This is a genomic window from Pseudonocardia sp. Cha107L01, from assembly GCF_052566575.1.
Genome location: NZ_CP199579.1, coordinates 452,302 through 475,141 on the forward strand (window position 1 = coordinate 452,302; position 22,840 = coordinate 475,141).

General features: G+C 71.9%; 22 protein-coding genes. 5 read left to right on the forward strand and 17 right to left on the reverse strand.

What is annotated here, in order from left to right:
* Positions 1-154: 154 nt before the first annotated feature.
* Genes ACTXG6_RS02155 through ACTXG6_RS02165 form a run of 3 tightly spaced genes read right to left on the reverse strand, consistent with a single transcriptional unit; the run spans position 155 to position 3,823 of the window.
* Positions 155-1,978, reverse strand: a complete 1,824-nt coding sequence (locus ACTXG6_RS02155) for an AMP-binding protein (protein ID WP_445186068.1) — start codon at positions 1,976-1,978, stop codon at positions 155-157.
* Positions 1,975-2,952: an NAD(P)H-dependent flavin oxidoreductase gene (locus ACTXG6_RS02160; protein WP_445186069.1), complete on the reverse strand. Its 978-nt coding sequence runs from the start codon at positions 2,950-2,952 to the stop codon at positions 1,975-1,977. The genes ACTXG6_RS02155 and ACTXG6_RS02160 overlap by 4 nt, the downstream gene beginning before the upstream one ends.
* 43 nt (positions 2,953-2,995) lie before the next feature.
* Positions 2,996-3,823, reverse strand: coding sequence for a patatin-like phospholipase family protein (locus ACTXG6_RS02165; RefSeq protein ID WP_445186070.1), 828 nt, complete (start codon positions 3,821-3,823; stop codon positions 2,996-2,998).
* A 150-nt stretch (positions 3,824-3,973) separates the two neighbouring features.
* Here ACTXG6_RS02165 and ACTXG6_RS02170 point away from each other — a divergent pair, with 150 nt between their 5' ends.
* Positions 3,974-4,858 carry an ABC transporter ATP-binding protein gene (locus tag ACTXG6_RS02170; protein ID WP_445186071.1) on the forward strand — a complete coding sequence of 295 codons (885 nt, stop codon included), beginning with the start codon at positions 3,974-3,976 and terminating at the stop codon, positions 4,856-4,858.
* 15 nt (positions 4,859-4,873) lie between these two features.
* On the opposite strand, the gene ACTXG6_RS02175 is transcribed toward ACTXG6_RS02170, so the two are convergent.
* From ACTXG6_RS02175 to ACTXG6_RS02185, 3 genes are all read right to left on the reverse strand, one after another.
* Complete coding sequence (locus ACTXG6_RS02175) at positions 4,874-5,263, reverse strand: hypothetical protein (RefSeq protein ID WP_445186072.1); 390 nt, start codon at positions 5,261-5,263, stop codon at positions 4,874-4,876.
* Between the two features lie 69 nt (positions 5,264-5,332).
* Positions 5,333-5,863 carry an ABA4-like family protein gene (locus ACTXG6_RS02180; RefSeq protein ID WP_445186073.1) on the reverse strand — a complete coding sequence of 177 codons (531 nt, stop codon included), beginning with the start codon at positions 5,861-5,863 and terminating at the stop codon, positions 5,333-5,335.
* The gene (locus ACTXG6_RS02185; RefSeq protein ID WP_445186074.1) at positions 5,860-6,846 is read right to left on the reverse strand and encodes a hypothetical protein; all 987 of its coding nucleotides are present in this window, start codon (positions 6,844-6,846) and stop codon (positions 5,860-5,862) included. Before ACTXG6_RS02185 ends, ACTXG6_RS02180 begins: the two co-directional genes overlap by 4 nt.
* A gap of 109 nt (positions 6,847-6,955) precedes the next feature.
* Here ACTXG6_RS02185 and ACTXG6_RS02190 point away from each other — a divergent pair, with 109 nt between their 5' ends.
* Positions 6,956-7,588, forward strand: a complete 633-nt coding sequence (locus ACTXG6_RS02190) for a MerR family transcriptional regulator (protein ID WP_445186075.1) — start codon at positions 6,956-6,958, stop codon at positions 7,586-7,588.
* Between the two features lie 174 nt (positions 7,589-7,762).
* Here ACTXG6_RS02190 and ACTXG6_RS02195 read toward each other — a convergent pair whose 3' ends face one another.
* Both ACTXG6_RS02195 and ACTXG6_RS02200 read right to left on the reverse strand, forming a co-directional pair.
* Positions 7,763-8,749, reverse strand: a complete 987-nt coding sequence (locus tag ACTXG6_RS02195; RefSeq protein WP_445186076.1) for a C40 family peptidase — start codon at positions 8,747-8,749, stop codon at positions 7,763-7,765.
* 92 nt (positions 8,750-8,841) lie between these two features.
* Entirely contained in the window at positions 8,842-9,453 is a 612-nt protein-coding gene (locus ACTXG6_RS02200) for an SRPBCC family protein (RefSeq protein WP_445186077.1), read from the reverse strand.
* Positions 9,454-9,589: 136 nt separating this feature from the next.
* Here ACTXG6_RS02200 and ACTXG6_RS02205 point away from each other — a divergent pair, with 136 nt between their 5' ends.
* Positions 9,590-10,000, forward strand: coding sequence for a hypothetical protein (locus ACTXG6_RS02205; protein ID WP_445186078.1), 411 nt, complete (start codon positions 9,590-9,592; stop codon positions 9,998-10,000).
* Between the two features lie 128 nt (positions 10,001-10,128).
* The gene (lpdA, locus tag ACTXG6_RS02210; protein ID WP_445190326.1) at positions 10,129-11,535 is read left to right on the forward strand and encodes a dihydrolipoyl dehydrogenase; all 1,407 of its coding nucleotides are present in this window, start codon (positions 10,129-10,131) and stop codon (positions 11,533-11,535) included.
* A gap of 60 nt (positions 11,536-11,595) precedes the next feature.
* Here lpdA and ACTXG6_RS02215 read toward each other — a convergent pair whose 3' ends face one another.
* Entirely contained in the window at positions 11,596-12,510 is a 915-nt protein-coding gene (locus ACTXG6_RS02215) for an alpha/beta hydrolase (protein ID WP_445186079.1), read from the reverse strand.
* Between the two features lie 318 nt (positions 12,511-12,828).
* Here ACTXG6_RS02215 and ACTXG6_RS02220 point away from each other — a divergent pair, with 318 nt between their 5' ends.
* Complete coding sequence (locus ACTXG6_RS02220; RefSeq protein ID WP_445186080.1) at positions 12,829-14,211, forward strand: amidase; 1,383 nt, start codon at positions 12,829-12,831, stop codon at positions 14,209-14,211.
* A gap of 93 nt (positions 14,212-14,304) precedes the next feature.
* Here the strand turns inward: ACTXG6_RS02220 and dapA are convergent, their stop codons facing one another.
* From dapA to ACTXG6_RS02260, 8 genes are all read right to left on the reverse strand, one after another.
* Entirely contained in the window at positions 14,305-15,162 is an 858-nt protein-coding gene (gene dapA / locus ACTXG6_RS02225; protein WP_445186081.1) for a 4-hydroxy-tetrahydrodipicolinate synthase, read from the reverse strand.
* Between the two features lie 113 nt (positions 15,163-15,275).
* Positions 15,276-16,688, reverse strand: coding sequence for a benzoyl-CoA 2,3-epoxidase subunit BoxB (gene boxB / locus ACTXG6_RS02230; RefSeq protein WP_445186082.1), 1,413 nt, complete (start codon positions 16,686-16,688; stop codon positions 15,276-15,278).
* A 16-nt stretch (positions 16,689-16,704) separates the two neighbouring features.
* Positions 16,705-18,408, reverse strand: a complete 1,704-nt coding sequence (gene boxC, locus ACTXG6_RS02235; RefSeq protein ID WP_445186083.1) for a 2,3-epoxybenzoyl-CoA dihydrolase — start codon at positions 18,406-18,408, stop codon at positions 16,705-16,707.
* Positions 18,409-18,563: 155 nt separating this feature from the next.
* Entirely contained in the window at positions 18,564-19,421 is an 858-nt protein-coding gene (locus ACTXG6_RS02240) for an HpcH/HpaI aldolase/citrate lyase family protein (protein ID WP_445186084.1), read from the reverse strand.
* On the reverse strand, positions 19,418-19,861 hold the full coding sequence (locus ACTXG6_RS02245; protein ID WP_445186085.1) for a MaoC/PaaZ C-terminal domain-containing protein: 444 nt from the start codon (positions 19,859-19,861) through the stop codon (positions 19,418-19,420). The genes ACTXG6_RS02240 and ACTXG6_RS02245 overlap by 4 nt, the downstream gene beginning before the upstream one ends.
* Positions 19,858-20,364 (reverse strand): MaoC family dehydratase, encoded by a 507-nt coding sequence (locus tag ACTXG6_RS02250; RefSeq protein WP_445186086.1) that lies wholly within the window; start codon positions 20,362-20,364, stop codon positions 19,858-19,860. Before ACTXG6_RS02250 ends, ACTXG6_RS02245 begins: the two co-directional genes overlap by 4 nt.
* On the reverse strand, positions 20,361-21,161 hold the full coding sequence (locus tag ACTXG6_RS02255; protein WP_445186087.1) for an enoyl-CoA hydratase/isomerase family protein: 801 nt from the start codon (positions 21,159-21,161) through the stop codon (positions 20,361-20,363). The genes ACTXG6_RS02250 and ACTXG6_RS02255 overlap by 4 nt, the downstream gene beginning before the upstream one ends.
* A gap of 72 nt (positions 21,162-21,233) precedes the next feature.
* A complete protein-coding gene (locus ACTXG6_RS02260) occupies positions 21,234-22,835 on the reverse strand; it encodes an AMP-binding protein (protein ID WP_445186088.1) in 1,602 nt (533 codons plus the stop codon).
* Positions 22,836-22,840 lie beyond the last annotated feature (5 nt).

Sequence of the window (22,840 nt, forward strand, 5' to 3'; positions counted from 1 at the left end):
GCGCCGCCTCGCGGTGCGGACGCGCCCTGTTACCGAGCTGCACACCAGGCAGGTCCACCGCTCGAAAAACCTGCCGTGTGTGCAGCTCGGTAACAACAGGCAGGCCGGCCCCCGCCGGCCCGCCCCGCCGGCCCGCCTGCCCGCCCCGCCTGTCTCAGCCTTGCCGCTGGCGGAGTGCTTTCTTGTCGACCTTGCCGACTGCGGTCATCGGCAGCTCGGTCAGCACCTGAACGGACTTCGGCGCCTGCACCGAGCCCTTGAGCTCCTTGACGTGCGCGATCAGCTCGGCGGCGGTGACGTCAGCGCCGGCTCCAGCGCCGGCTCCAGCGCCGGCTCCAGCGCCGGCTCCAGCGCCGGCTCCAGCGCCGGCTCCAGCGCCGGCTCCAGCGCCGGCTCCAGCGTCGGCTCCAGCGTCGGCTCCAGCGTCGGCTCCAGCGTCGGCTCCAGCGTCGGCATTGACCCCGGCGCGCAGCACGACGGCGGCATTGACAGCCTCGCCCCACTTCTCGTCCGGGGTGCCGTACACGGCCGCGGCCAGGACGGCGGGGTGCGCGGTGAGCGCGTCCTCCACCTCACGCGGGTACACGTTGAACCCGCCAGTGATGATCATGTCCTTGGCCCGGTCCACGATGTAGAGGTAGCCGCGGTCGTCGGCCCGGGCGATGTCGCCGGTGTGCAGCCACCCGTGCGCGAACGTCTCGGCGGTCAGCTCGGGGCGCTGCCAGTACTCCTCCATCACCCCGCCGCCACGCACGCACAGCTCCCCCGCCTCGCCCGCCGGCACCGGGGCACCGTCGGCGTCCAGCAGGGCGACAGCCACGGTGCTCACCGGCGCGCCGCAGGACGCGATCAGCTCCGGGCGGCCGAGGGGGTCGTGCTCGGCGCGGCGCAGCACGCTGATCGGGTAGCACTCGGTCTGCCCGTAGAGCTGGGAGAACACCGGCCCGATCCGGTCCAACCCCTCCAGCAGCCGGGTGGCCGACATCGGCGACGCGCCGTAGAGCAGCAGCTCCAGCGAGGACAGGTCGGTGCGCTCGAGGTTCGGGCAGTCCAGCAGCGCGTAGATCATCGTCGGCACCAGCAGGGTGAAGGTGAGCCGCTCGCGGGCGATCGCGTCCAGAACCCGGTCCGGGGTGAACCCGTTCAGCAGGTGCACGGTGCCGCCCCTGACCAGGGTAGGGACGATCTTGGTGCCGGCGACGTGGCTGATCGGCGCCACCGCCAGGTAACGGGGGTCGGCGGGCAGCTCGAAGTCGCCGAGGATGGCGGTCAGGCTCTGCAGCACGACCGACGGGTGCCGGCGCAGCGCGCCCTTCGAGCGCCCGGTGGTGCCGCCGGTGTAGCTGATCGCCACCACGTCGCCGGGGTTGGCCACGTCCAGCGCGGCGCTCGCGCCGACCCGCTCGGCGGCCGCCACCAGGTCGGGTCCGAAGTCGGCCGGCCCGACCGCGAGCACCCGCGGGCCGTCGAGTGCCTCGGCCAGCTCGACACCGCGCGCGGTGTGCCGGTCGGCGTCCACCACGACGGCGGCGGCGTCCAGGTCGGCGAGCTGGAAGAGCTGGTCGGGCAGCGAGCCGAGCGGGTGCAGCCAGGACAGCACCAGCCCGCTGGCCTGCGCCGCGACCGCCGCGCACCACGACTCCGCCCGGTTCCCGGTGAGCACCGCGATGTGTTGGCCCGGCCGCAGTCCGAGCTCGGCGTACACCCGCTGGATGCGCCCGATCAGGTCCGCCGCACCGGCGTAACTCAGCGAACCACCGTCCCAGCTGAACGCGACGCGGTCCGGGAAACGCCGCAGCGCGCGCAGTGTCACCGCGCCGACCGTCAACCCGGCGTGCGGCCCGACCGGCCCGGCCGATCCGACGCTCGGCCCGGTCAGCCCGGCGTCCGGCCCGGTCAGCCCGGCGTCCGGCCCGGTCAGCCCGGCGCGCGGCCTCAGCCCGACCGGACCGGCGTTCGGCCCGGCCGGCCCGATCATCGGGCCTGCTCCCGGGCCGCCCGGTACTCCTTGTCCAGGCGGTCCACCAGCTCGGCGGCCGATGCCACGCCGTGCACCCCGGACACCGAGTGCCCGGCGCTCCACACGTCGGCCCAGCGCTTCGGGCCCAGCTCGGGACTCTTGCCGCCGTAGAGCTGGTCGGCCTCGGCGGGGGTGACGTTCTCGTCCAGGGTGCCCGGGTCCAGGCCGGCGGCCCGGATCGCCGGCGCCAGCATGCTGGTCCGCAGCCCGGTGAATGCCTTGGTCAGCACTACGTCGTCGATCGTGGCCTCGACCAGCATGTCCCGGTACCCCGGGGCGGCCAAACTCTCCCGGGTGGCGATGAACGAGGTGCCCAGGTAGGCCAGGTCGCAGCCCAGCACCCGCGCCGCCAGCAGCCCCTGGCCGTCGGAGATCCCGCCGGCCAGCACGATCGGGCCGTCGAAGAACTCCCGGACGGCCCTGACGAACGCGAACGGGTTGAGCCAGCCGGTCTGTCCGCCGGCGCCGGCGGACAGCAGCACCAGACCGTCCGCGCCCGCGACGACGGCCTTCCGAGCGTGTTCCAGGGTGGCCACGTCGGCCAGTACCATCGCGCCGACGTCGTGCAGCGGCCCCACCACGGCCGCCGGCGACCCGACGCTGGTGATCACCAGTTCCACCCGGTGCCGGAGCAGGCAGGCCAGGTCCTCGGGCAGCCGGGGCTGGCGGATGATCAGGTTCGCCGCGTAGGGCGCCGCCGGGCGGCCCGCCGCCGCCCCCTGGGTCGCCTCGGTGATCTCGGTCAGCCAGCTGTCCAGGTCCGCCACGGTGCGCGCGTTCGCGGTGGGGAACGCGCCGATCACCCCGGCCCGGCAGGCCGCGATCACCAGCTCGGGGCCGGACACCCGCAGCATCGGCGCCGCGATGACCGGCAACCGCAGCCGGTCTGCGATCGACGCGGGCAGCCTGGACGGGGGTGGGGACGACGTCATGGCAGTCGGCCCTCCGGCACGGAGGTCAACATCGAGATCGAGGTCAGTTCCACAGCGCGGCGATCTTTCCGGCGACGCGGCGACCCTGGGTGCGGCCCGCGACCGCCGCCGGGCTGCGGACAGCGGGATCGAGCAGGTCGGTCCCGAACGCGGCCAGCGCCTCGTCGTCGGGTTGCACCACCTCGACGCGGCCGGTCAGCTGCTCGACCTGGTCGTCGAAGCCGGGCTCGACCATCGGCGCGACGACCAGCACCCGTCGGTAGGACTGCGCCAGGTCCATGTTGGTGAACCCGCGCACGCCGCCGTCCATGTAGCGGGCGTCCCCGATGGTCACCGGCGGCCACACCCCCGGCACCGCGCAGCTCGCCGCCACCGCGTCGACCAGCTCGACCCCGGAGTCCTTGTCGAACACGACCGACTCCCCGGTCCGCGCATCCACCGCAACCAGGTACAGCGGCCACCCCGGCCAGTCCTGCTTGGGTAACCGGGCCGTGATGACCACGCGGCGGGCCTCCTCGGACACGGTCTGCGCGCTGAGCGCCAGTGCGCCGATCCGGCGGCGCAGCTCGCTGACGTCCGCCGTCTCCTCGGCCAGCGAGCCCATGGTCCGCATGAGATCGTCGAGGGAGGTTCCGTTGGGAGCCAGCTCCTCGTTCTGCCGGGCCGGGTCGGCCTGCCGCTCGAACAGCTCGGCCAGGGTCAGCCCACTGCCCAGCTGGGCACCCACGGTGGACCCCGCCGAGGTACCGATCACCAGGTCGGCGCCGGTCACGTCGGCGCCCTCCTCCGATAAGCCGAACAGCACCCCGGTCTGCCAGGCGATGCCGGCCAAACCACCGCCGCCCAGCACCAGTGCGCGTTCCTGCTCCATGGGGCGACGCTACCGCGCGCGCACAGGCCACACCCAGCGAACCGGGACCGGCGCGCCTCAGGTCAGAGGTCCAGCTCACGGTGCCGGGCACCGGTCGAGCGGGGATGATTGGCCGTGGCGCTACCCCCGGAAACCGCGATCGGAGCTGACGTGGCGGACCCCCACACCCCGGTACTGCGGGTGACCGGCGTGGACTTCGTCCGGGAACGCCGGGAGATCCTCGCTGGGATCGACCTCACGGTGCGCGCCGGGGAGCACTGGGCGTTGCTCGGCGCGAACGGTGCCGGCAAGAGCACGCTGCTCAGCCTGTGCGGCGCGGTACAGCACCCGACCAGGGGAACCGTCGAGGTGCTCGGCTACCAGCTCGGCCGGGTGGACATGCGGGAACTGCGCGGCTGGATCGGCCACGTCGACCCGCGCCAGCCGCTGGACGTGCGACTGACCGTCGAGCAGGCGGTGCTCACCGGCGCGACCGGCACGAACGGCCTGATCCCACGCTGGAAGCCGACCGCCGAGGAGCTGCGCCGGGCGGACGAGCTGATCGGCCTGCTCGGCATCGCAGCGCTGCGCAACGCCGGGCTGACCACCCTGTCGCAGGGCGAGCGGGGCCGCACCCTTGTGGCTCGCGCGCTGATGCCGGAGCCGCACCTGCTGCTGCTCGACGAGCCGAGCACCGGGCTGGACCTGGCCGCCCGGGAGCGGCTGCTCACCGCGATCGACACGCTGCGCGCCGAGCACCCCGAGCTGGCCAGCGTGCTTGTCACCCACCACCTGGAGGAGCTGCCGGCCAGCACCACCCACGCGATGCTGCTCGCCGGGGGCGCCACCCTCAGCTCCGGACCGGTCGACACGGTGCTGACCAGCGAGAACGTCAGTGCCTGTTTCGATCACCCGGTGCTGATCACCCGCTCGCTGCGGCGCTGGGGCGCCCAGGCTCAGCCCGCCGGGCACACCGAGCTGCCCGAGTGGCAGGCCGACCAGCTTGCCGCGCCGGACCTCGGCCGCCCGCACCGCCCGAACCCCACGCACCGCTAGCGCCCCACGCACCCGCTAACGCCCCCGGCGGACCCAGAACCAGCCCGCTGCCACCAGGTACAGCGCCGGGAGGAGCACCACGGTGGCGGCGCCGAGCCAGGAACTGAGGCCGGCCAGGGCGAGTGCCGACGCACCGCCCAGCGCGGCGGCCCGTGCGGCGAACCGGGTCGCGCCGCGGGGTGAGGCCGTGGTCAGCCAGCTCCACGCCCAGCCGCCGATACCCAGCACCGCGGCCAACAGCGCGCAGGCCAACAGTGCACCCACCGGCAACGCGGTCAGCGACGTTTCGGCCGCCCCGGCGCGGACGATCAGCCCGCCCGCCGCGAGTGCACCGCCGGCGACGAGCGCGGCCCGCACGGTCAGCGCGCCCCCGCCACTCAGGTCCAGGTGCTGTGTGCTGCTCATGACATCCAGCGTGACCCGACAGACCTGTCACGTCCATTTCACGTTTCTTCACCGCAACGTACAATCTGACTACATGATTGACCGACGGCTGCACGTGCTTCGGATGGTCGACCAGCTCGGCACCATCACGGCGGCGGCCGGGTTAACCGCCACCGCGTCGACCGGCCGGCCAGGGCCGCGACTACGCCGGCCGACCGCGCTGCGCACCGCGAGGAACGCGATCAGACCGAGCGGTGACAGGAAGATGGTCAGCAGCAGGATCAGGCTGACCGGCACGGCGGGTACGGCCAGCGAGCGCGCCTCGAAGTACATCCAACGGCCGAGGAACAGGTCGAACGCGACCAGGTGCGCCCAGATCGCGGCCGCCCCGTAGGGCTGGCCGAGGAACGCTCGCAGCGACGGCAGGTCCGGCTGGCTGACCACCCGCCACAGCTCGCCGAAGTGCGGCAGCGCAACAACGAGGTAGACCGCCAGCGGCAGCAGCGTCACCCACGGCGAGGCGAGCACCCTCGGCGTCACCGACCAGCGCGGCGCCAGGATCATCAGCGCCCAGAACGGCGCGGCCAGGTAGAACGTGAGCTGGAACAGGGTGTCCGTCATGCCGTCACCCCGGTCCGCGCGGCCGATCCGCCGGCGCCGGGCGATCCGCCGCCCGGTCGGCGGCGCAGCACCCACCCGCCCGCCGACAGCGTGCCGACGACGAGCACGGCGAGCGCGACCAGCGTCGCCGCGTCGGGCCGGACGAGCGACTGACCGCGCTCCGCCTGCCAGGTGAGGACGGCGACCATCCCGGCGTACGCCGCCGCCGCGATCACGATCAGCTCGGCACGCAGCCGAGACGACCGCAGCCACGACAGCCGCACGGCCAGCACGGTGAGCAACAGCGCCAGCAGCGGCAGCGCCTGCAGTGCGTGCATCCCGACGAAGTGCGGGATGCGCAGGTCGCCGCCGGTGGTGCTCCAGCCGGTCAGCGGCATACCGGGACCACCGTCCGGGACCCCGACACTGTGCGCACCGATCATCCGCTCGACGCCGCCGACGGTCCTCGGCACGGTCTGCGCGGGCGTCGAGGTCATCAGCGCGCCCAGTGCGAGCCCGACCAGCGAGATCAGCGCGCCGAGGCGGATCGCCCACCGGCTCGCGGGGTCGGCGACCGGCGCCCGCAGCACCAGCCCAGTGAGGACCGCGGTGCCGATCCAGAGCGCGGCGATGGTGCCGCCCATGGTGATCCACAGCGCGCTGTCCAGCGGGGTGGACATGTTGAAGTGGCTGGGCCGGCCGCGCACGACCTGGACCACGATGACCACGTACTCGACGGCCAGGAGGACCACGATCGCGCTGGACACCACCGACGCGAGGCGCCGCCGCGTCGCCAGCAGCGAGTACAGCCAGGCCCAGGTCAGGCCGTATACGGCTATCGAGATCGCGAACTTCAGCGGCTTCAGCCAGATCGGCGCGCCGAGCAGGATCCGGTCGTCGACGGCGAGGCCGACCGCCGAGACGACCGCCATCACGGCCATCACCCCGGCGAACCACGCCATCGGTCGGTGCCACCCGCGCACCCGGTCGGCCAGCTGTTCCATGGTGTCTCCCATGATCGGATAGTGGAACTATCTATTATGGGAAGCTAAGGTATCCATCTGGTCCGCGTCCACCTTTATCGCGGAATGTCCGGCGGAGAGGTCCGAGTTCATGCGAATGGCCGAGCTGAGCGCCGAGTCCGGTGTTCCGGTCGCGACGATCAAGTACTACCTGCGCGAGGGCCTGCTGCCGCCCGGCGAGCGGACCAGCCCGAACCAGGCGCGGTACGACCGGGAGCACGTGCGCAGGCTGAAGCTGGTGCGGGCGCTGCTGGACGTCGGCGGGCTGTCCATCGCCCGGGTCCGCGAGGTGCTGGACGGGATCGACGAGCACGACGACATCCACAAGGTGCTCGGCACCACGCAGCGCGCCCTGCAGCTGAGCCGCATCGCGGTCGACGAGCCGACCCGGGAGTGGGCGATGGCGCTGCTGGCGAAGGTGGGCGCGCTGCGCGGCTGGGAGCTGCGGCCCGACAACCCGGTCGTCGACTCGGCCGTCGGCACCCTCGGCGCGTTCGCCGCGCTGGGCCGCACCGAGCTGGTCGAGCGGCTGGCCGGCTACGCGGAGCTCGCCGACCAGGTGGCCGCGCTCGACCTCGCCGGCATCCGGGGCCTGCCCGAGCGGGAGACCGTCGTGGAGGCCGCCGTGGTGGGCACCGTGCTCGGCGACGCCCTGTTCGCCGCGCTGCGCCGGCTCGCCCAGGAGCACGCCTCGGCCACCAGTTGGCCCGCCAGTCCCTCCTAAAGCGCGCGCAGCGCGGCGATGCGCTCGTCCAGGGGCGGGTGGGTGTGGAACAACTTGTTCAGCCGGGACAGCTTGCCCTCGGACTTCTCCCTCGGCGTCGGGGTGCCGTACACCGTCGAGAGCCCGCCGGAGCTGATCGAGCACAGCCGCTCGCTGGCCGCCCGGATCGCCTCGTCAGTTGGTAGTGGGTGAGGTCGGCCGGCTGGCACCGACGAAGTCGCGGCGCCGGATCGGGCCAATCGTCACGGCCTGCCCCACGTCCGGCGCATTGATCATCGCGGTGCTCGAGATGGCCAGTCCGACGTGCCCGACCGAGCGCGGACCGCCACCGAAGAAGACCAGGTCACCCGCCTTGATCGGCTGGTCGGCCGACAGCCGGGGGCCGGCGTTGTACTGCGCCTGGGCGGTCCGCGGGATCGGCACGCCGGCCGAGGCGTAGGCGGCCGAGGTCAGCCCGGAGCAGTCGAACCCGCCGTCGGCGCGGCTGTTGCCACCCCACCGGTACGGCTCGCCGAGCTGAGAACGGGCGAACGCCACGGCGGCCGACGCCGCCGGCATCGTCAGCGGGCCCCGCACGCAGATGATCTCGTCGGGGCCGGAGCTGACCATGGCCGCGTGCAGCTCGGCCAGGTCGGTGATCTCCCTGGTGCAGGCCACCGGCCCGGCGCGCTGCCGTTCCGGCCCGCGCTCGCCGTCCGGGACCGGGGCGCGCTCATCGTCCTGGCCGCCGCGGTGTTCGTCGGACTCGCCGTTGGATTCGCCGTTGGGTTCGCCGGTGGGTTTGTCTCCGGATCCGCCGGTGGGTTCGTTGTCGGAGTCCCAGCCCGATTCCCACTCCCAGTCGTCGGGGTCCCTCGTGGCCCCGGCGCCCGCGCCCGCGCTGCCGCCCTCGCCAGAGCCTGTGTTGCCAGTGCCAGAGGTGCCAGAGCCTGTGTCGTCGAGGCGGCCCGATGCGGTCCGCTCGGCCACCGCCGAGCTGGGCAGCGTCCCCGGCTCCGCCGCCGGGTGCACGCCGCCCTGCGAGCCGCCGAACACCGCGGCCAGCACGACGTACAGGGGCGCCACCACCGCCAGTACCCCGCCGATCAGCGCCGCACGGCCGGCCAGGTCGCCCCGCCCGGTGCGTACCAGCACGCCGCGGGAGTGGCCGGGCCAAGACATGAGGCCAAGGGGACACCGCCGAGGCCCGGCCGCGGGGCGGAACCGGCCCGGCCGTATGCGATCGCGAACACCGGCCGGCGGCCACCGCCGACCTACCGGGCCGACTCCGGCTCGCCCGACCCCTGAGCGGATTCCGGAGCGGATTCCGGAGCTGATTCCCAGGGCCGCGCCGGCGGGACCCCGAGCGCCGCGGCGTACTGCTCGTTCAGCCCGTTCCAGCCGTAGTCGAGGGCCTTCGTGCCGACCACCGGACCGAATGGGGCGCCGGCGAGCAGGGCGTCCGCCACGTCCAGGCAGATGTGCCAGCCGGCGGCCAGCGCCGAGGACCAGGCACCGTCGGCGAAGCTGTGCCGCAGCACCAAGCGGGTGCCCTCGGCCGTGGGCAGCAACTCCCAGCGCAGGACATCCGACCCGAACGCGTGCTCGAGCAGCCGGGGTGGCTCGACCCGCAGCACGGAGCCGGTCATCGGCTGCTCGGTACCGTCGGCGTCGAGCAAACCGAGGATGGCGGGACCTTCGCTGGTCAGGTCTCGATCGGGCAGGTAGGGAGCCCACTCGCGGAGCTGACCGCGCTCGGACAGCGCCCGCCACACCTTCTCCACCGGGTGGCGCAGGTCGCGGGTGAACACCAGGGTCCAGCCGTCCTGGGTCTCGACCCGCTGCACCGGAGCGAGCGGGCTGGGTTGATAGGTGTTGTTCGGCATGGCTTCAACATGCCCCATCACGTATATACCTGTCAAAGAATATTGTCGCGGTTACCCCGTAGGAAGGAGCCAGATTCCCTTTGCCCGCCGTCGCGAGGACCGTCGGTGCCAGCACCGCGAAATGAGGTGACCCACCGTGCTCGAGAGCTTCCTGTCGGTCTTCCGGAGCTACCAGCGCGAGCTGGTCTGCGGGTACTGCGGGAGCGTGATGGCCTGGATCGGGTTGCGGCCGTTCCGGCATCCCTCGGTGCGCCACGTGGGCGGCCACGACGTCTTCCCGATGGGCGAGGCGCTGTCCATGCGGGTGGCGCGCACCCGGCTGGCCGACGCCGAGCGGGCCGCCCGCGATCCGCTGTTCAGCCGCGACCCCGATCTGCCCTGCTTCATCGAGCACACCGAGCGGCAGATCAACTACCTGCGGGTACAGGGCGGCGAGCCGGTGTACGAGTTGATCTGTACCGAGTGCGGCGCGAACTACATCCGCTCCATGCCCGACCTGAGCACCCAGGTCCGCCGGGCGCCGTCCGGCAGGGTGCCGATCCGGTAGCCGACGGCTGCTCCACGGCCGGCGCGGACGCGCGCCGCGGCCGAACGCCTGCTCCCGGAGACTGAACCAGCCGAGATCACTCGTCTCCACCCGGCCACGGCGCGGCCGGGGACACTAACGTGAGCGGCATGCCGCATTTCGACGTCGTCGTTCTCGGAGCCGGACCGGGCGGGTACGTCGCCGCCATCCGGGCCGCACAGCTGGGCCGCCAGGTGGCCGTCATCGAGGAGAAGTACTGGGGCGGGGTGTGCCTCAACGTGGGCTGCATCCCGTCGAAGGCGCTGCTGCGCAATGCCGAGCTGGCGCACATCTTCACCAAGGAGGCCAAGACCTTCGGCATCACCGGCGAGGTGTCCTTCGACTACGGGGTGGCGTTCGACCGCAGCCGGATCGTGGCCGACGGCCGGGTCAAGGGCGTGCACTTCCTGATGAAGAAGAACAAGATCACCGAGTTCGACGGCCGCGGCACGTTCCGAGACCCCCACACCATCGACGTGGCGCTGTCCGGCGGCGGCTCCGAGACGGTGACCTTCGACGACGTGATCATCGCGACCGGCACCGAGACCAAGCTGCTGCCCGGCACCTCACGCTCCGAGCGGGTGGTCACCTACGAGGAGCAGATCCTCACCCGCGAACTGCCCGGCAACGTGATCATCGCCGGCGCCGGCGCGATCGGCGTGGAGTTCGCCTACGTGCTGAGCTGTTACGGCGTGCAGGTCACCATCGTGGAGTTCCTGGACCGGATGCTGCCGCTGGAGGACGCGGACGTGTCCAAGGAGCTGGCCAAGCGGTACCGCAAGCTGGGCGTCGAGGTGCTCACCTCGACCCGCGTGGAGTCCGTCTCCGAAGACGCCTCGGGCGTCACCGTCACGGTCACCGGCAAGGACGGCGCGACCAGGCAGCTCAAGGCCGACAAGCTCATCCAGGCGATCGGCTTCGCGCCCCGGGTCAAGGGCTACGGGCTGGAGAACACCGGCGTCCAGCTGACCGAGCGCGGCGCCATCGCCATCGACGACCGGATGCGCACCAACGTGCCGCATGTCTACGCGATCGGCGACGTCACCGCGAAGCTGATGCTGGCCCACGTCGGCGAGGCACAGGGCGTGGTGGCCGCCGAGACCATCGCCGATGCGGAGACGTCTCTGCTGGACTACGTGATGATGCCGCGCGCCACCTTCTGCCAGCCGCAGGTCGCCAGCTTCGGCTACACCGAGGCGCAGGCCCGCGAGCTGGCCGCCGAGAAGGGCTGGAAGGTCAAGGTCGCGCAGTTCCCGTTCACCGCGAACGGCAAGGCCCAGGGGCTCGCGGACCCCGGCGGGTTCGTCAAGCTGATCAGCGACGAGACCTACGGCGAGCTGCTCGGCGGGCACCTGATCGGCCCGGAAGTCACCGAGCTGCTGCCCGAGCTCACGCTGGCGCAGAAGTGGGACCTCACCGCGAACGAGCTGGCCCGCAACGTGCACGCCCACCCGACGCTGTCCGAGGGCCTGCAGGAAGCCTTCCACGGCCTGCTGCACGGAATGATCAACTTCTAGTCCGGCCCGTACCCCGTGAGTGGCGAGTGGTCCTATCGGACCACTCGCCACTCACGACCGTTACAGCGCGGCTTTGACCGCCTCGAGCGCCTTGGCGACCGCTTCCGCCGCCGCCGGCACCGCGATGCCGAAACTGACGTAGCCGTGCACCAGGGTCTCCGCGTTGTGGAGTTCCACCGGTACACCGGCCGCGCGCAGCAGCTCGGCGTAGCGCACCCCGTCGTCGCGGATCGGGTCGTACTGCGCGGTGGCGATGTACGCCGGTGGCAGGCCGGCCAGACTCTCCGCGTTCGCCGGGGCGAGGGTCGCCGGCCGGGCGTCCGCGTCGTGGCCCTTCAGGTACAGCTCGAGGAAGGCGAACGTGTCGGCGGCGGTGAGCACCGGGGCGTGGGCGTTCTCGGTCATCGACGGCAGCGCGAAGTCCAGCGTGGTCGCCGGGTACCAGAGCAGCTGGAACTTGACCGGCGGCCCACCGGCGTCGCGCGCCAGCTGGGACACCACGGCGGCCAGGTTGCCGCCCGCCGAGTCACCGGCCACCGCGAGCCGGGACGGGTCGGCACCGAGTTCGGCGGCGTGCTCGGACACCCACTTCAGCGCGGCGAACGCGTCGTCGACCGCCGCCGGGTACGGGTGCTCCGGGGCGAGCCGGTAGTCCACCGCGACCACCACGGCGCCGACCCCGCCGGCGATCGCCCTGGCCGTCGCGTCGTGGGAGTCCAGGTCACCGATCACCCAGCCGCCGCCGTGGTAGAAGACCACCACGGGCAGGTCGCTCGGGTCGGAGACGGGCCAGTAGATCCGGGTCTTGATCCCGCCGGTGATGGTGCGGTCCTCGACGCGGGGCAGCTCCGCCGGCGGCGGCATGGCGGCCATCCGTTCCCGGATCGCGTCCCGCACCCCCTGGTAGCCGACCTCGGCGATACTCGCCATCGGCAGCGCGTCCAAGACCAACTTCATGACTGGGTCAATGGGCATGGTCGAACCCTACGGCCGCGCGCCCCGACCCGCCCATGGATCTTGACGCTCGCCCGGACCCGCGCCCTCGGGCCGGTTCAGCCACTCTCAGCGTGGCTCGACATGGCCGTCCAGGCGGTTCGGGCACCTTCCCGGACATCTTCCCGGACATCACTGGCCCATCCAGGCACGGCGGCTTGACAACATGGAACGTTCCAGGTTATATCGGTTCACCGACCGTTTTGGGGGAACTGCCGCCGACCCACCGGCCGCCGCGGCAACGGTCGACCAGGGGGCCACCGTGTGTTCATCGTTCACCGTCGGCCAGACGTGACAGCCGTGCTGCCCAGCCCGCCTGAAGCCGGCTACTTCGCCGAGCACACCGTGCATTCACTCGCCGCCGCTCTGCGCGCCGGCCAGGTCTCGCCCGGCGAACTGGTGGATCACGCACTGTACGCCGCGGGCCGGTTGGCGCCGATGTTCAACGCCTTCGTGACCATCGACGCGTGCGGCGCCCGGGAGGCCGCCGAGTGCGCCGCCGCCGAGCTGGCCAGCGGCATCGACCGCGGTCCGCTGCACGGCATCCCGGTCGCGGTGAAGGACATGGTGGCCACCGCCGGCCTGCGCACCACGATGGGCGCGCGCCACTTCGCCGGGTACGTGCCGGCGCGGGACGCCGAGTGCGTGCGCCGGCTCCGGGCGGCCGGGGCGATCGTGGTGGGCAAGACGACCACCCACGAGTTCGCCTACGGTGCCACCGGCGACCGCTCGGCGAACGGCGCGGCGCGCAACCCGTACCGCCCGGGCCACATGTCCGGCGGGTCCAGCGCGGGCTCGGCGGTCGCGGTGGCCGCCGGCATCGTGCCACTCGCGGTGGGTACCGACACCGGCGGTTCGGTGCGGATCCCGGCCGCGCTGTGCGGCATCGTCGGACTGCGCCCCAGCCACGGCGCCGTGCCGACCGGCGGCGTCTTCCCGCTCGCACCCTCGCTGGACACGGTCGGCCCGATGGCTCGCACCGCCGCCGACTGCCGGGCACTGTGGCACGCCCTGTCCAGCCCGGCGCTCGATACCGAGCCGCGCGGGTCGGCCGGGCCGGACGACCGCCCGGCACCGGAGCGGCCGCGGATCGGCTGGCTCGCACCGGACCGGATGTGCCCCACCGACCCCGAGGTCACCCGGGCCGCCCGCGCGAGGTTGGACGACTTCGCCGCCGACGTGGTGGACGCCGCGCTGCCGGACCCTGACGACATCCGGCGGGCCTACTCGACCCTGCAGGGCTTCGAGGCGCACGCGGTGCACGCCGCCCGGCTCGCGGTGGCCGCCGACCAGTACGACGACGAGGTGCGCGGCCGGTTACGGGCCAACGCCCGGATCTCCGCGCCGGAGTACCAGGACGCGCGAGCGGTGCAGCGGCGGGCCCGACGGGCGGCCAGCGAGCTGCTCGCCGAGCACGACCTTCTCGCGCTGCCGACGGTCGGCATTGTCGCGCCCCCGGTGGGTACCCGGTCGGTGTGGGCGGGAGATCAACGGGTCGAGGTCCGCGACGCGCTGCTCGGACTGACCCTGGCGTGGAGTGTCACCGGGATGCCCGCGCTGTCCATCCCGGCCGGGCTGGTGGACGGCCTGCCGGTCGGACTGCAGCTCGTGGCCCCGGCCGGCGGTGAGGACCTGCTGCTGCGCATCGCCGAGCGGGTCGACGCGGAGCTGATCGACGTCTGAGCTGATCAGACGCTCACACAGACCTGGTGCTGCCCGCACAGACCCTGCAACCTCTGTGCGGATCGCGCTGGCTCTGTGCGAGCCGAAGGAGCGCTAGGCGGGGACGTGCTCGAGCAGGCCGAGGTGCGCCAGCGCGGCGCGCAGCACGGTCACGTCCGACTCCTCCGCCGGCACCAGCGGCAGCCGCAGGCCGCCGACCCGGTGCCCGAGCAGGTTGAGCGCGGCCTTCACCAGGATCGGGTTGCTGTCCAGGAACAGCACGCGGTAGATCTCCCGTAGCGAGGCGTCGATCTCGGCGCGGTGCTCCGGCTCGTCGACCATCCGGCGCATCTGGTCACCCACCACGTGGCTGGCCACCGAGATCGCCCCACAGCCGCCGAGGTCCAGGGTGCGGGCGAAGGTCTCGTCGTTGCCGGTGTACAGCCCGAGGCCGTCGACCTGCGCCAGGTTGTCGTTGTTGGCCTGCTTGACGTAGTCGATGTGCTCGATCTGGGCCAGCTCGGCGAGCAGCTCGTTGGGCAGGTCGAGCACCACCCGGGACGGGATGTTGTAGAGGATCACCGGCTTGTCGGTGGCGGCCGCGATCTCCCGGTAGTGCGCCACCAGGCCGCGCCGGTTCGGCTTGTTGTAGTACGGCGTCACCGAGAGGATCGCGTCGGCGCCCAGCTCGGTGGCCCGCTCGGTCATGTGCACCGAGTGCCGGGTGTTGTTCGACCCGGTGCCGGCCACGATGGTGGTGCCCCCCGGCCGGTTGCGGCAGGCCAGCTCGACGACCCGCAGGTGCTCCTCGCTGAGCAGGGTGGGGGCCTCGCCCGTGGTCCCGCAGACCACGAAGCCGTCCGAGCCGTGCGCCGCGAGGTGGTGCATGAGGCCGACGAAAGCCCCCTCGTCGACGTCGAGGTTCTCGTCGAACGGGGTGACGATCGCGGTAAGGATGGCGCCTAACGACATGCCGACAGCTTCTCGCGTGCGGACCGCGGTGTCGAATCGCCTTAACGCCATTCGACGGACGCCCGGGTCGTGAGTGGCGAGTGGTCCCCCAGGACCACTCGCCACTCACGGGGTTACGGCAGGTGGACGTACTCGTACTCGAACGGCTGGCCGTTGATGCCGGTGTTCGGCGGGGCGATCCAGCCGGCGATCTTGCCGGGCTCGTACACCGGGCGCATCAGCGAGCGGACGTGCGCCTTGTCCTCCTCGGTGGGCAGCCAGCAGCTCTCCTTGGCCTTCCAGGAGTCGGCGCCCACCAGCTGCCCGGCCGGCGTGATGTGGTGGTCGGAGAAGAACCCGACCTGTCGGTTGAAGCCGACGTGCGGCAGCGAGAGCTGCCGGTCGATGCCGGCCTTTTCGAGCACCCGGTTCCACCGCTTCATGCCGCTCTGGCAGTCCTTGACGTACTCCGTACGCAGGTCGTGGTTCAGCGCCAGCAGCGCGGACACCTCGTCGGTGGTCAGCACGCCGTCCCGGACGACGTCGACGTGCGCGGCGTCGTCGGTGAGCAGGTGGTCGTCGCGGCGGCGCTCCTCCTGCCAGCGGCCCTTCAGCCCGGCGGTGAAGTAGTTCGCCGCGTTGGTGGACTGCTCGGAGCCGAACAGGTCCAGCGACACCGAGTAGTGGAAGTTGATGTAGCGCTGGATCACGTCGAGCGGGATCCCGCCGTGCGCGGCCACCTCGTCGGTGTCGTACTCGCGCATCAGCTGCGCGGTCCGCCCCACCACCCGGTCCACCCCGGTGGTGCCGACGAACATGTGGTGCGCCTCCTCCTTGAGCATGAACTCACAGGTGCGCGACAGCGGGTCGAACGCCGACTCCTTCAGCGTGCCGAGCTGGTACTTGCCGTCCCGGTCGGTGAAGTAGGTGAACATGAAGAAGGACAGCCAGTCCGGGGTCTCCTCGTTGAACGCGCCGAGGATCCGGGGCGAGTCGAGGTCGCCGGAGTTACGTTGCAGGAGCGCCTCGGCCTCCTCGCGGCCGTTGCGGCCGAAGTAGGCGTGCAGCAGGTACACCATCGCCCACAGGTGCCGCCCCTCCTCCACGTTGACCTGGAACAGGTTGCGCAGGTCGTAGAGCGACGGCGCGGTCTCCCCCAGCCGGCGCTGCTGCTCGACCGATGCCGGCTCGGTGTCGCCCTGGATGACGATGAGGCGCTGCAGGTCGGCGCGGTACTCGCCGGGCACCTGCTGCCAGACCGCCTCGCCCTTCTGCTCGCCGAACGCGATCCGCCGGTCCGCGTTGCGCTCGGCGAGGAAGACACCCCAGCGGTACTCCTCCATGGCCACGTGGCCGAAGTGCGCCCAGCCCTCCCGACCGACGTCGACCGCGGTGCGCAGGTACACGTCGTCGGTGGGCAGCGCCGGGCCCATCGTCTTCCACCAGTTCAGGAAGTTGGGCTGCCAGGACTCCAGCGCGCGCTGCAGCTTGCGGTCGCCGGCCAGGTCGACGTTGTTCGGGATCTTCTCGCTGTAGTCAATGCTCATCGCTGTTCCCCGTCGCTCAGACGCGCTTGCGGTCGAATTCGGCGCGGCGGCCGGTGCCGTAGCGGCGCAGCGCGCCTTCCGGTCCGGACGCGTTGGGCCGTACGAAAATCCAGTTCTGCCACGCGGTGAGCCGGGAGAAGATCCGCGACTCCATGGTCTCCGGGCCGACGAACCGGTGGTTCGCCTCCATGCCGGTCAGTGCATCGGGCGACAGCGACCGGCGCTCCTCCAGCATGATCCGGATCTCGTCCTCCCAGTCGATGTCGTCCGGGGAGTCGGTGACCAGGCCCAGCTCCAGCGCCTCGGTGGCCAGCAGCCGGCGCCCGGTCTCCTGGCGCAGCTTGGCCAGGAAGTCGTCGTCGCCGTAGAACCGCGAGCCCAGTCGGGACAGCCCGTTCGACATCGGGAACGCACCGAAGTTGGACTCGGAGAGCACCAGCTGGGCCGGCTCACCCTCCTCGGTGCCCTCCGGGGAGTCCTCCTCCAGCAGGCCGTCCAGCATGTACTGCCGGTCGCAGGCCAGTGCCAGCTCCAACAGCGCACCGGCGAAGCACGAGCCGGGCTCGATCAGCGCGATCAGGCTGCGGCTCGTCACGTCCAGCCGCTTGAGTACCCGCTTGAAGTAGTGCCGGATCTCGTTGACCAGCCAGTCGCCCGGGTTACCCGCGGAGCCCGAGTGCTCGGCGATGACCCGCTCGAACGCCAGCGCGTCCTCCACGTCGCCCCTGGTGCGGATCACCCAGGTGCCCAGCTCCAGCTCGTTGGCCCGCAGCCAGAGGATCAGGTCGTCCAGCTCGCGGGTCATCGCCAGCGGCCAGAAGTCCGCGCCGAGCTCGTGCACCCGCGCCACGGTGTCCGGGGTGTCGCCCTCCGGGCCGGCCACGGTGATCTCCACCTGGCCCTGCTCCCGGTCCAGCTTCGCGGTGACGTGCCGGTAGCGGATCTCGTCCTCGGTGCGCACCGGCTCCAGCGGCGGCAGCGTGATGCCGGCTGCACCGGCAGGGCGGCTGGAGCCGGCCGCGGCTTCGGCGGCGCGCTCGGCGACCAGCTCGTCCCACTGGCGTTTCGGGATGACCTCGTCGACCAGCTTCCACTCGACGGCCTGCTTGCCGCGCACGCCTTCGGGCTTGGTGGCGAACACGTCCGCCCGGTCCTTGCGCACCCGGCGCTTGTCGGTGACCCGGGTCAGACCGCCGGTACCGGGCAGCACGCCCAGCAGCGGGACCTCCGGCAACGACACCGACGAGGAGTTGTCGTCGATCAGCAGGATCTTCTCGCAGGCCAGCGCGAGCTCGTAACCACCGCCGGCGGCAGTGCCGTTCACGGCGGCGAGATAGGTCTGGCCGGAGTTCGCGGTGGCATCTTCCATGCCGTTGCGGGTCTCGTTGGTGAACTTGCAGAAGTTCACCTTCCAGGGGTGACTGGACTGGGCCAACATACGAATGTTCGCGCCGGCGCAGAAGTTGCGGTCCTTGGCGCTGGTCACCACGACCGCGCGCACCTCCGGGTGCTCGAAGCGCAGCCGCTGCGTCGCGTCGTAGAGCTCGATGTCCACGCCGAGGTCGTAGGAGTTCATCTTGAGCTCGTAACCGGGGACCAGCCCGCCGTCCTCCGCGATGTCCAGCCGCAGGTAGGCGATCTCACCCTGGAGATCGAGCTTCCAGTGCCGGTACCGCTCCGGGCTCGTCTGGAACGACACCTGGGGTTCGTCGGTGCTCATCCTGGTCCGCTTCCGTCGACAGGTGTGGTGGGAGTATGTCCAATACTCTACAGAACCCTGTCATTACGTCAAGCGTTTGTAGAAAGTCATCTAGTCGATGTGTGCTGGGAGCCCCGACTCGGTGTGCTGAGAGCCCCGACTCGCGGTGTAAGGGGTCAGGCGTCGGCGGGGTCGGGTTGTGTCCGGGCCAGGACGGCGCGGGCCATGGTCACGTGCACGGCGTCGACCATCTGGCCGTTGACGAGCCCCACCCCGGACTCGGCGGCCTCCAGTACCGCGCGGGCGTGGTCCAGTTCGGCCGCCGACGGGGTGAACACCTCGTGCGCGATGCTCACCTGGATCGGGTGCAGGCAGATCTTGCCGGGGTAACCGAGCTCCCTGGCCTGCTCGGCGTCGCGGCGGAACGCCTCGGCGTCGCGGACCGCCGCCACCACCTGGTCCAGCGCGGCGACGCCGGCCAGCCGGGCCGCCAGACACACCTGACTGCGGGCGTAGAGGACCTCGGTGCCGCCCGCGGTGCGCCGCCCACCCAGGTCGGCGATGAAGTCCTCGGCCCCGAAGTACGCCGCGTCCGGGCCTTCGGCGAGCAGCGGGCGGGCATCCGCCACGCCGAGCGCGCTCTCCAGCCCGACGATCACCAGCGCGCCGGCAGGCAGCGCGGCCCGCAGCTCCGCGAGCTCACCGGGGTGTTCGTACTTGGGCAGCACCACGCCGTCCAGCTGCGCCGCGCCGTCCTGGTGCGTCGCCCCGATCGCGCCCGCCGCGGCAGCCACGTCCGCCTCGTACCACGGCGTGCCCACCCCGTTGATCCGCAGCAGCACCCGGTCGGCGCCCGGCCGCTCGGCCGCCAGCGCACTCATCGCCGTGGCCCTGGCCTCCTCCTTGGCCGACGGCGCCACCGCGTCCTCGAGGTCGACGATCACCGCGTCCGGGCGGCTGCGCACCACCTTGGCCAGCATGTCCGGCCGGTGCCCCGGTACGAACAGCACGCTGCGCGGACTGAACCCGTTCACGCGGCCGGCTTCCTGGCCACCAGTGACTTCAGCGTCGCCACGATCACGTCCTCCTCGCGTTGGTTGCGCACGGTGAACCGGGAGGTCACCACGCCGCCGTCGCTGCCCTTCGGTTCCACCGCGAGCACCTCGGTCTCCACGTGCAGAGTGTCGCCGATCCGGGTCGGCGCGACGAAGCGCAGCTCGTCGATGCCGTAGAACGCCTTCATCGCCGGCGGCCAGAAGGTGACCAGCCCGAGCGCCACCGACAGCACCAGCGCGCCGTGCGCGATCCGGCCGCCGAACCGCCCGTCCGCCGCCGCGTACTCGACGTCGGTGTGGATCGGGTGCCAGTCGCCGGAGAACATCGCGAAGCTGACCAGGTCGGTCTCGGTGATGGTGCGACCGCCGGTCAGGTGGGTGTCGCCGACCGAGATGTCGTCCAGGTATGCGGTGATCAACTAGCGTCCTCTCCGGAGGGACCGTCGCCCGGCGACTCGGCCGGGCGCCGGTGCATCAGACCGGTGCGCCTGGCCCGGCACACCAGCTCGTCGCGCTGGTTGTAGGCGCGGTGCTCGAAGACCACGATGCCGGCGTCCGGCCGCGACTTCGACCCGCGCGCCTCGACCACCTCGGTCTCCACCCGGACCGTGTCACCGGGGAACACCGGCGCCGGGAACCTGATCGCGTCCATGCCGAGCTGGGCCACGATGGTGCCCAGGGTCAGCTCCGGCACGGACAGCCCGACCACCAGCGCGACGGTGAACATGCTGTTGACCAGGGGCCGGCCGAACTTGGTGCCGGCCGCGTAGTCGGCGTCCAGGTGCAGCGGCGCCGGGTTCATCGTCATCGTCGTGAACAGCACGTTGTCGGTCTCGGTCACGGTGCGCCGGGTGGCGTGCTGCACCACGGTGCCGACCTCGAGCTGTTCGAACCAGCGCCCGGTCACCGGACGTGCGCTCATGCTCTGTTCCCCTCTCCAGTGGAGTCCGGCCCGAAGTCCGGCGCCCGGCCGGACCGGAATGCCGCGAGCCCCTCGGCGGCGGCGCTCGAGTGGCGCAGGTGGTCGACCAGGGTGGCCCGCTCCGCGGCCAGCGCCTCCGCCACCGGCGTGTCGATCGACGCCCGGTACAGCCGTTTCTGGCCGGCGAGCGCGGCGCCGCTGTGCCGGGACAGTCGGGCGAGCAGCTGCTCCAGCGTCTGCTCCAGCTCGGCGGGCGCGGCCACGTGGCTGACCAGGCCCCAGTCGAACGCGGTCGCGCCGTCGATCATCTCGCCGGTGTAGAGCAGCCGCCGGGCCAGCGCGCCGGGCAGCGCCCTGGGCAGCCGCACCGACCCGCCGGCGCCGGGGAGCAGCCCGTACTCCAGGTGCCGGTCGCCGATGCGCGCGTCCGCCGACACCACCGCCAGGTCGCAGCCCAGCAGGATCTCGCAGCCGCCGGCCAGCGCGTAGCCCTCGACCACCGCGACGGACACGAACGGGCCGGCCTCCAGCGCGTCGATCATCGCGCCGATCTCGACCAGGTACCCGGTGACCGCCGTCTCGTCACCGAGGATGGTCTCCAGGTACTTCAGGTCGGCGCCGGCGGACAGTGTGCCGCCGGCGCCGCGCAGTACCAGCACCGAGCAGCCCTTGCGCGCGGCGACCTCGAAGGCGTCCCGCAGCCCGGCCAGCACCGCCGGGCTCAGCGCGTTCATCGCCGTCGGCCGGTCGATCAGCACTCGTGCCACCACCCCGTCCACCTCAACGCGGACGTCCACAGGCTCCCTCTCTTCGCAGTTCAGGACCTGTGAGTGGCGAGTGGTCTCCTGGGACCACTCGCCACTCACGGGTCAGCGGCGGATGGTGATGCCGGCCTTGTCGCGGTCCCAGAACTCGGCGAGGCGCTCGGTGGCATCCACCTTCAGCTTGTACTTCTCGATCTTCTCGCTGGGTGTCTTGGGCAGCGCCTCGATGACCTCGAGGTAGCGCGGCACCATGTAGTACGCCATGTTCTCGGCGCAGAACTCGATCAACTCGGCGAAGTCCAGCGGGGTGTCTGGCGCGGGCACCAGGTAGGCCATCACGTCGTCCTCACCCAGCTCCGACGGCACCGGGACCGCGGCCGCCTCCAGCACGGCGGGGTGGCGGCACAGCACCATCTCCACCTCGTAGGCGGAGATGTTCTCGCCGCGGCGGCGGATCGCCTCCTTCTTGCGGTCGGAGAAGTACAGGTAGCCGTCCGCGTCCAGGTGCCCCCGGTCGCCGGTGTGGAACCAGCCGTCGGTGTGCGCGGCGGCCGTGGCATCGGGCATCTTGTAGTAGCCGAGCATCACGCTGCCCGGTTCGTTCGGCCGGAGGCAGATCTCGCCGACCTCGCCGGGCGGCAGCACCCGGTCGGCCCCGTCCTCGCCGGGGTCGACAGGGTTGTCGGACACGATCCGGACGCTCATGTAGTCGCGCACCCTGCCGGCCGAGGGCACCTTCTCCCTCGGCTCGTCCGGGCCGAACACGGTGACCGCGCAGTTCTCCGTCATCGCGTACACCGAGGTCACCGCGATGCCGTAGCGCTCGGCGAACCCGTCCACCAGCGTGCGCGAGATCGGCACCAGCATGGCGCTGCGCACGGTGTGCTCGCGGTCGCCCTCCGAGCGCGGTAGCTGCCAGATGATGTTGGCCATGGCGCCGAGGGCGTTGAACACGGTCGCCCCGGACTCGCGGATCTCGTCCCAGAACCGCCGCGCGGAGAACCCCGGCGACAGCGCCACCGACGCCTCGGCCCACAGGGCGGCGTAGATGGTGAACCACAGCGCGTTGGCGTGGAACACCGGCAGGCAGGTGTAGAGCACGTCGTCGCGGCGGTACCGGGTCAGCGAGGCCATCTGCCGGCCGACCGCGTGCCCCTGCGAGTGCGGGCTGACCGCGCCCTTGGACGGGCCGGTGGTGCCGGAGGTGTACTGCAGCAGGTGCGGGTCGGCCGCCTTGACCTCGGCCATACCCGGCGGGTCGTCGTCGGGTCCGGTGGCGGCGAACTCGCGCAGCCGGTCCGGCCCGAACACCTGACGTACCCTCGTGGCCTTGGCGGCGGCGGCGGTCGCGCGCTCGCGCAGCTGGTCGGACACGCACAGCAGCACCGAGTCGGACTGCTCCAGCAGGTAGGTCAGCAGCTCGCCCTTGGCGGCGGTGTTCAGCGGCACGGCCACCGCGCCGATCTTGCCCAGCCCCCAGATCGCCCAGAGCAGCTCCGGCTGGTTCGGCAGCATCAGTGCGACGTGGTCACCCTTGCCGATGCCGGCGCGCAGGAAGCCGTGCGCGTAGCGGTTGGTCAGCCGGTGTGCGTCGGCGTAGCTGTCGGTGTGCCCGCCGAAATGGAGGAACGGGCGGTCCGGGATGCGCGCGGCCTTCTCGGCCAGGACGTGGCCGATGGTGCGGTCCCGCAACGGATAGTCGAACATGCCCA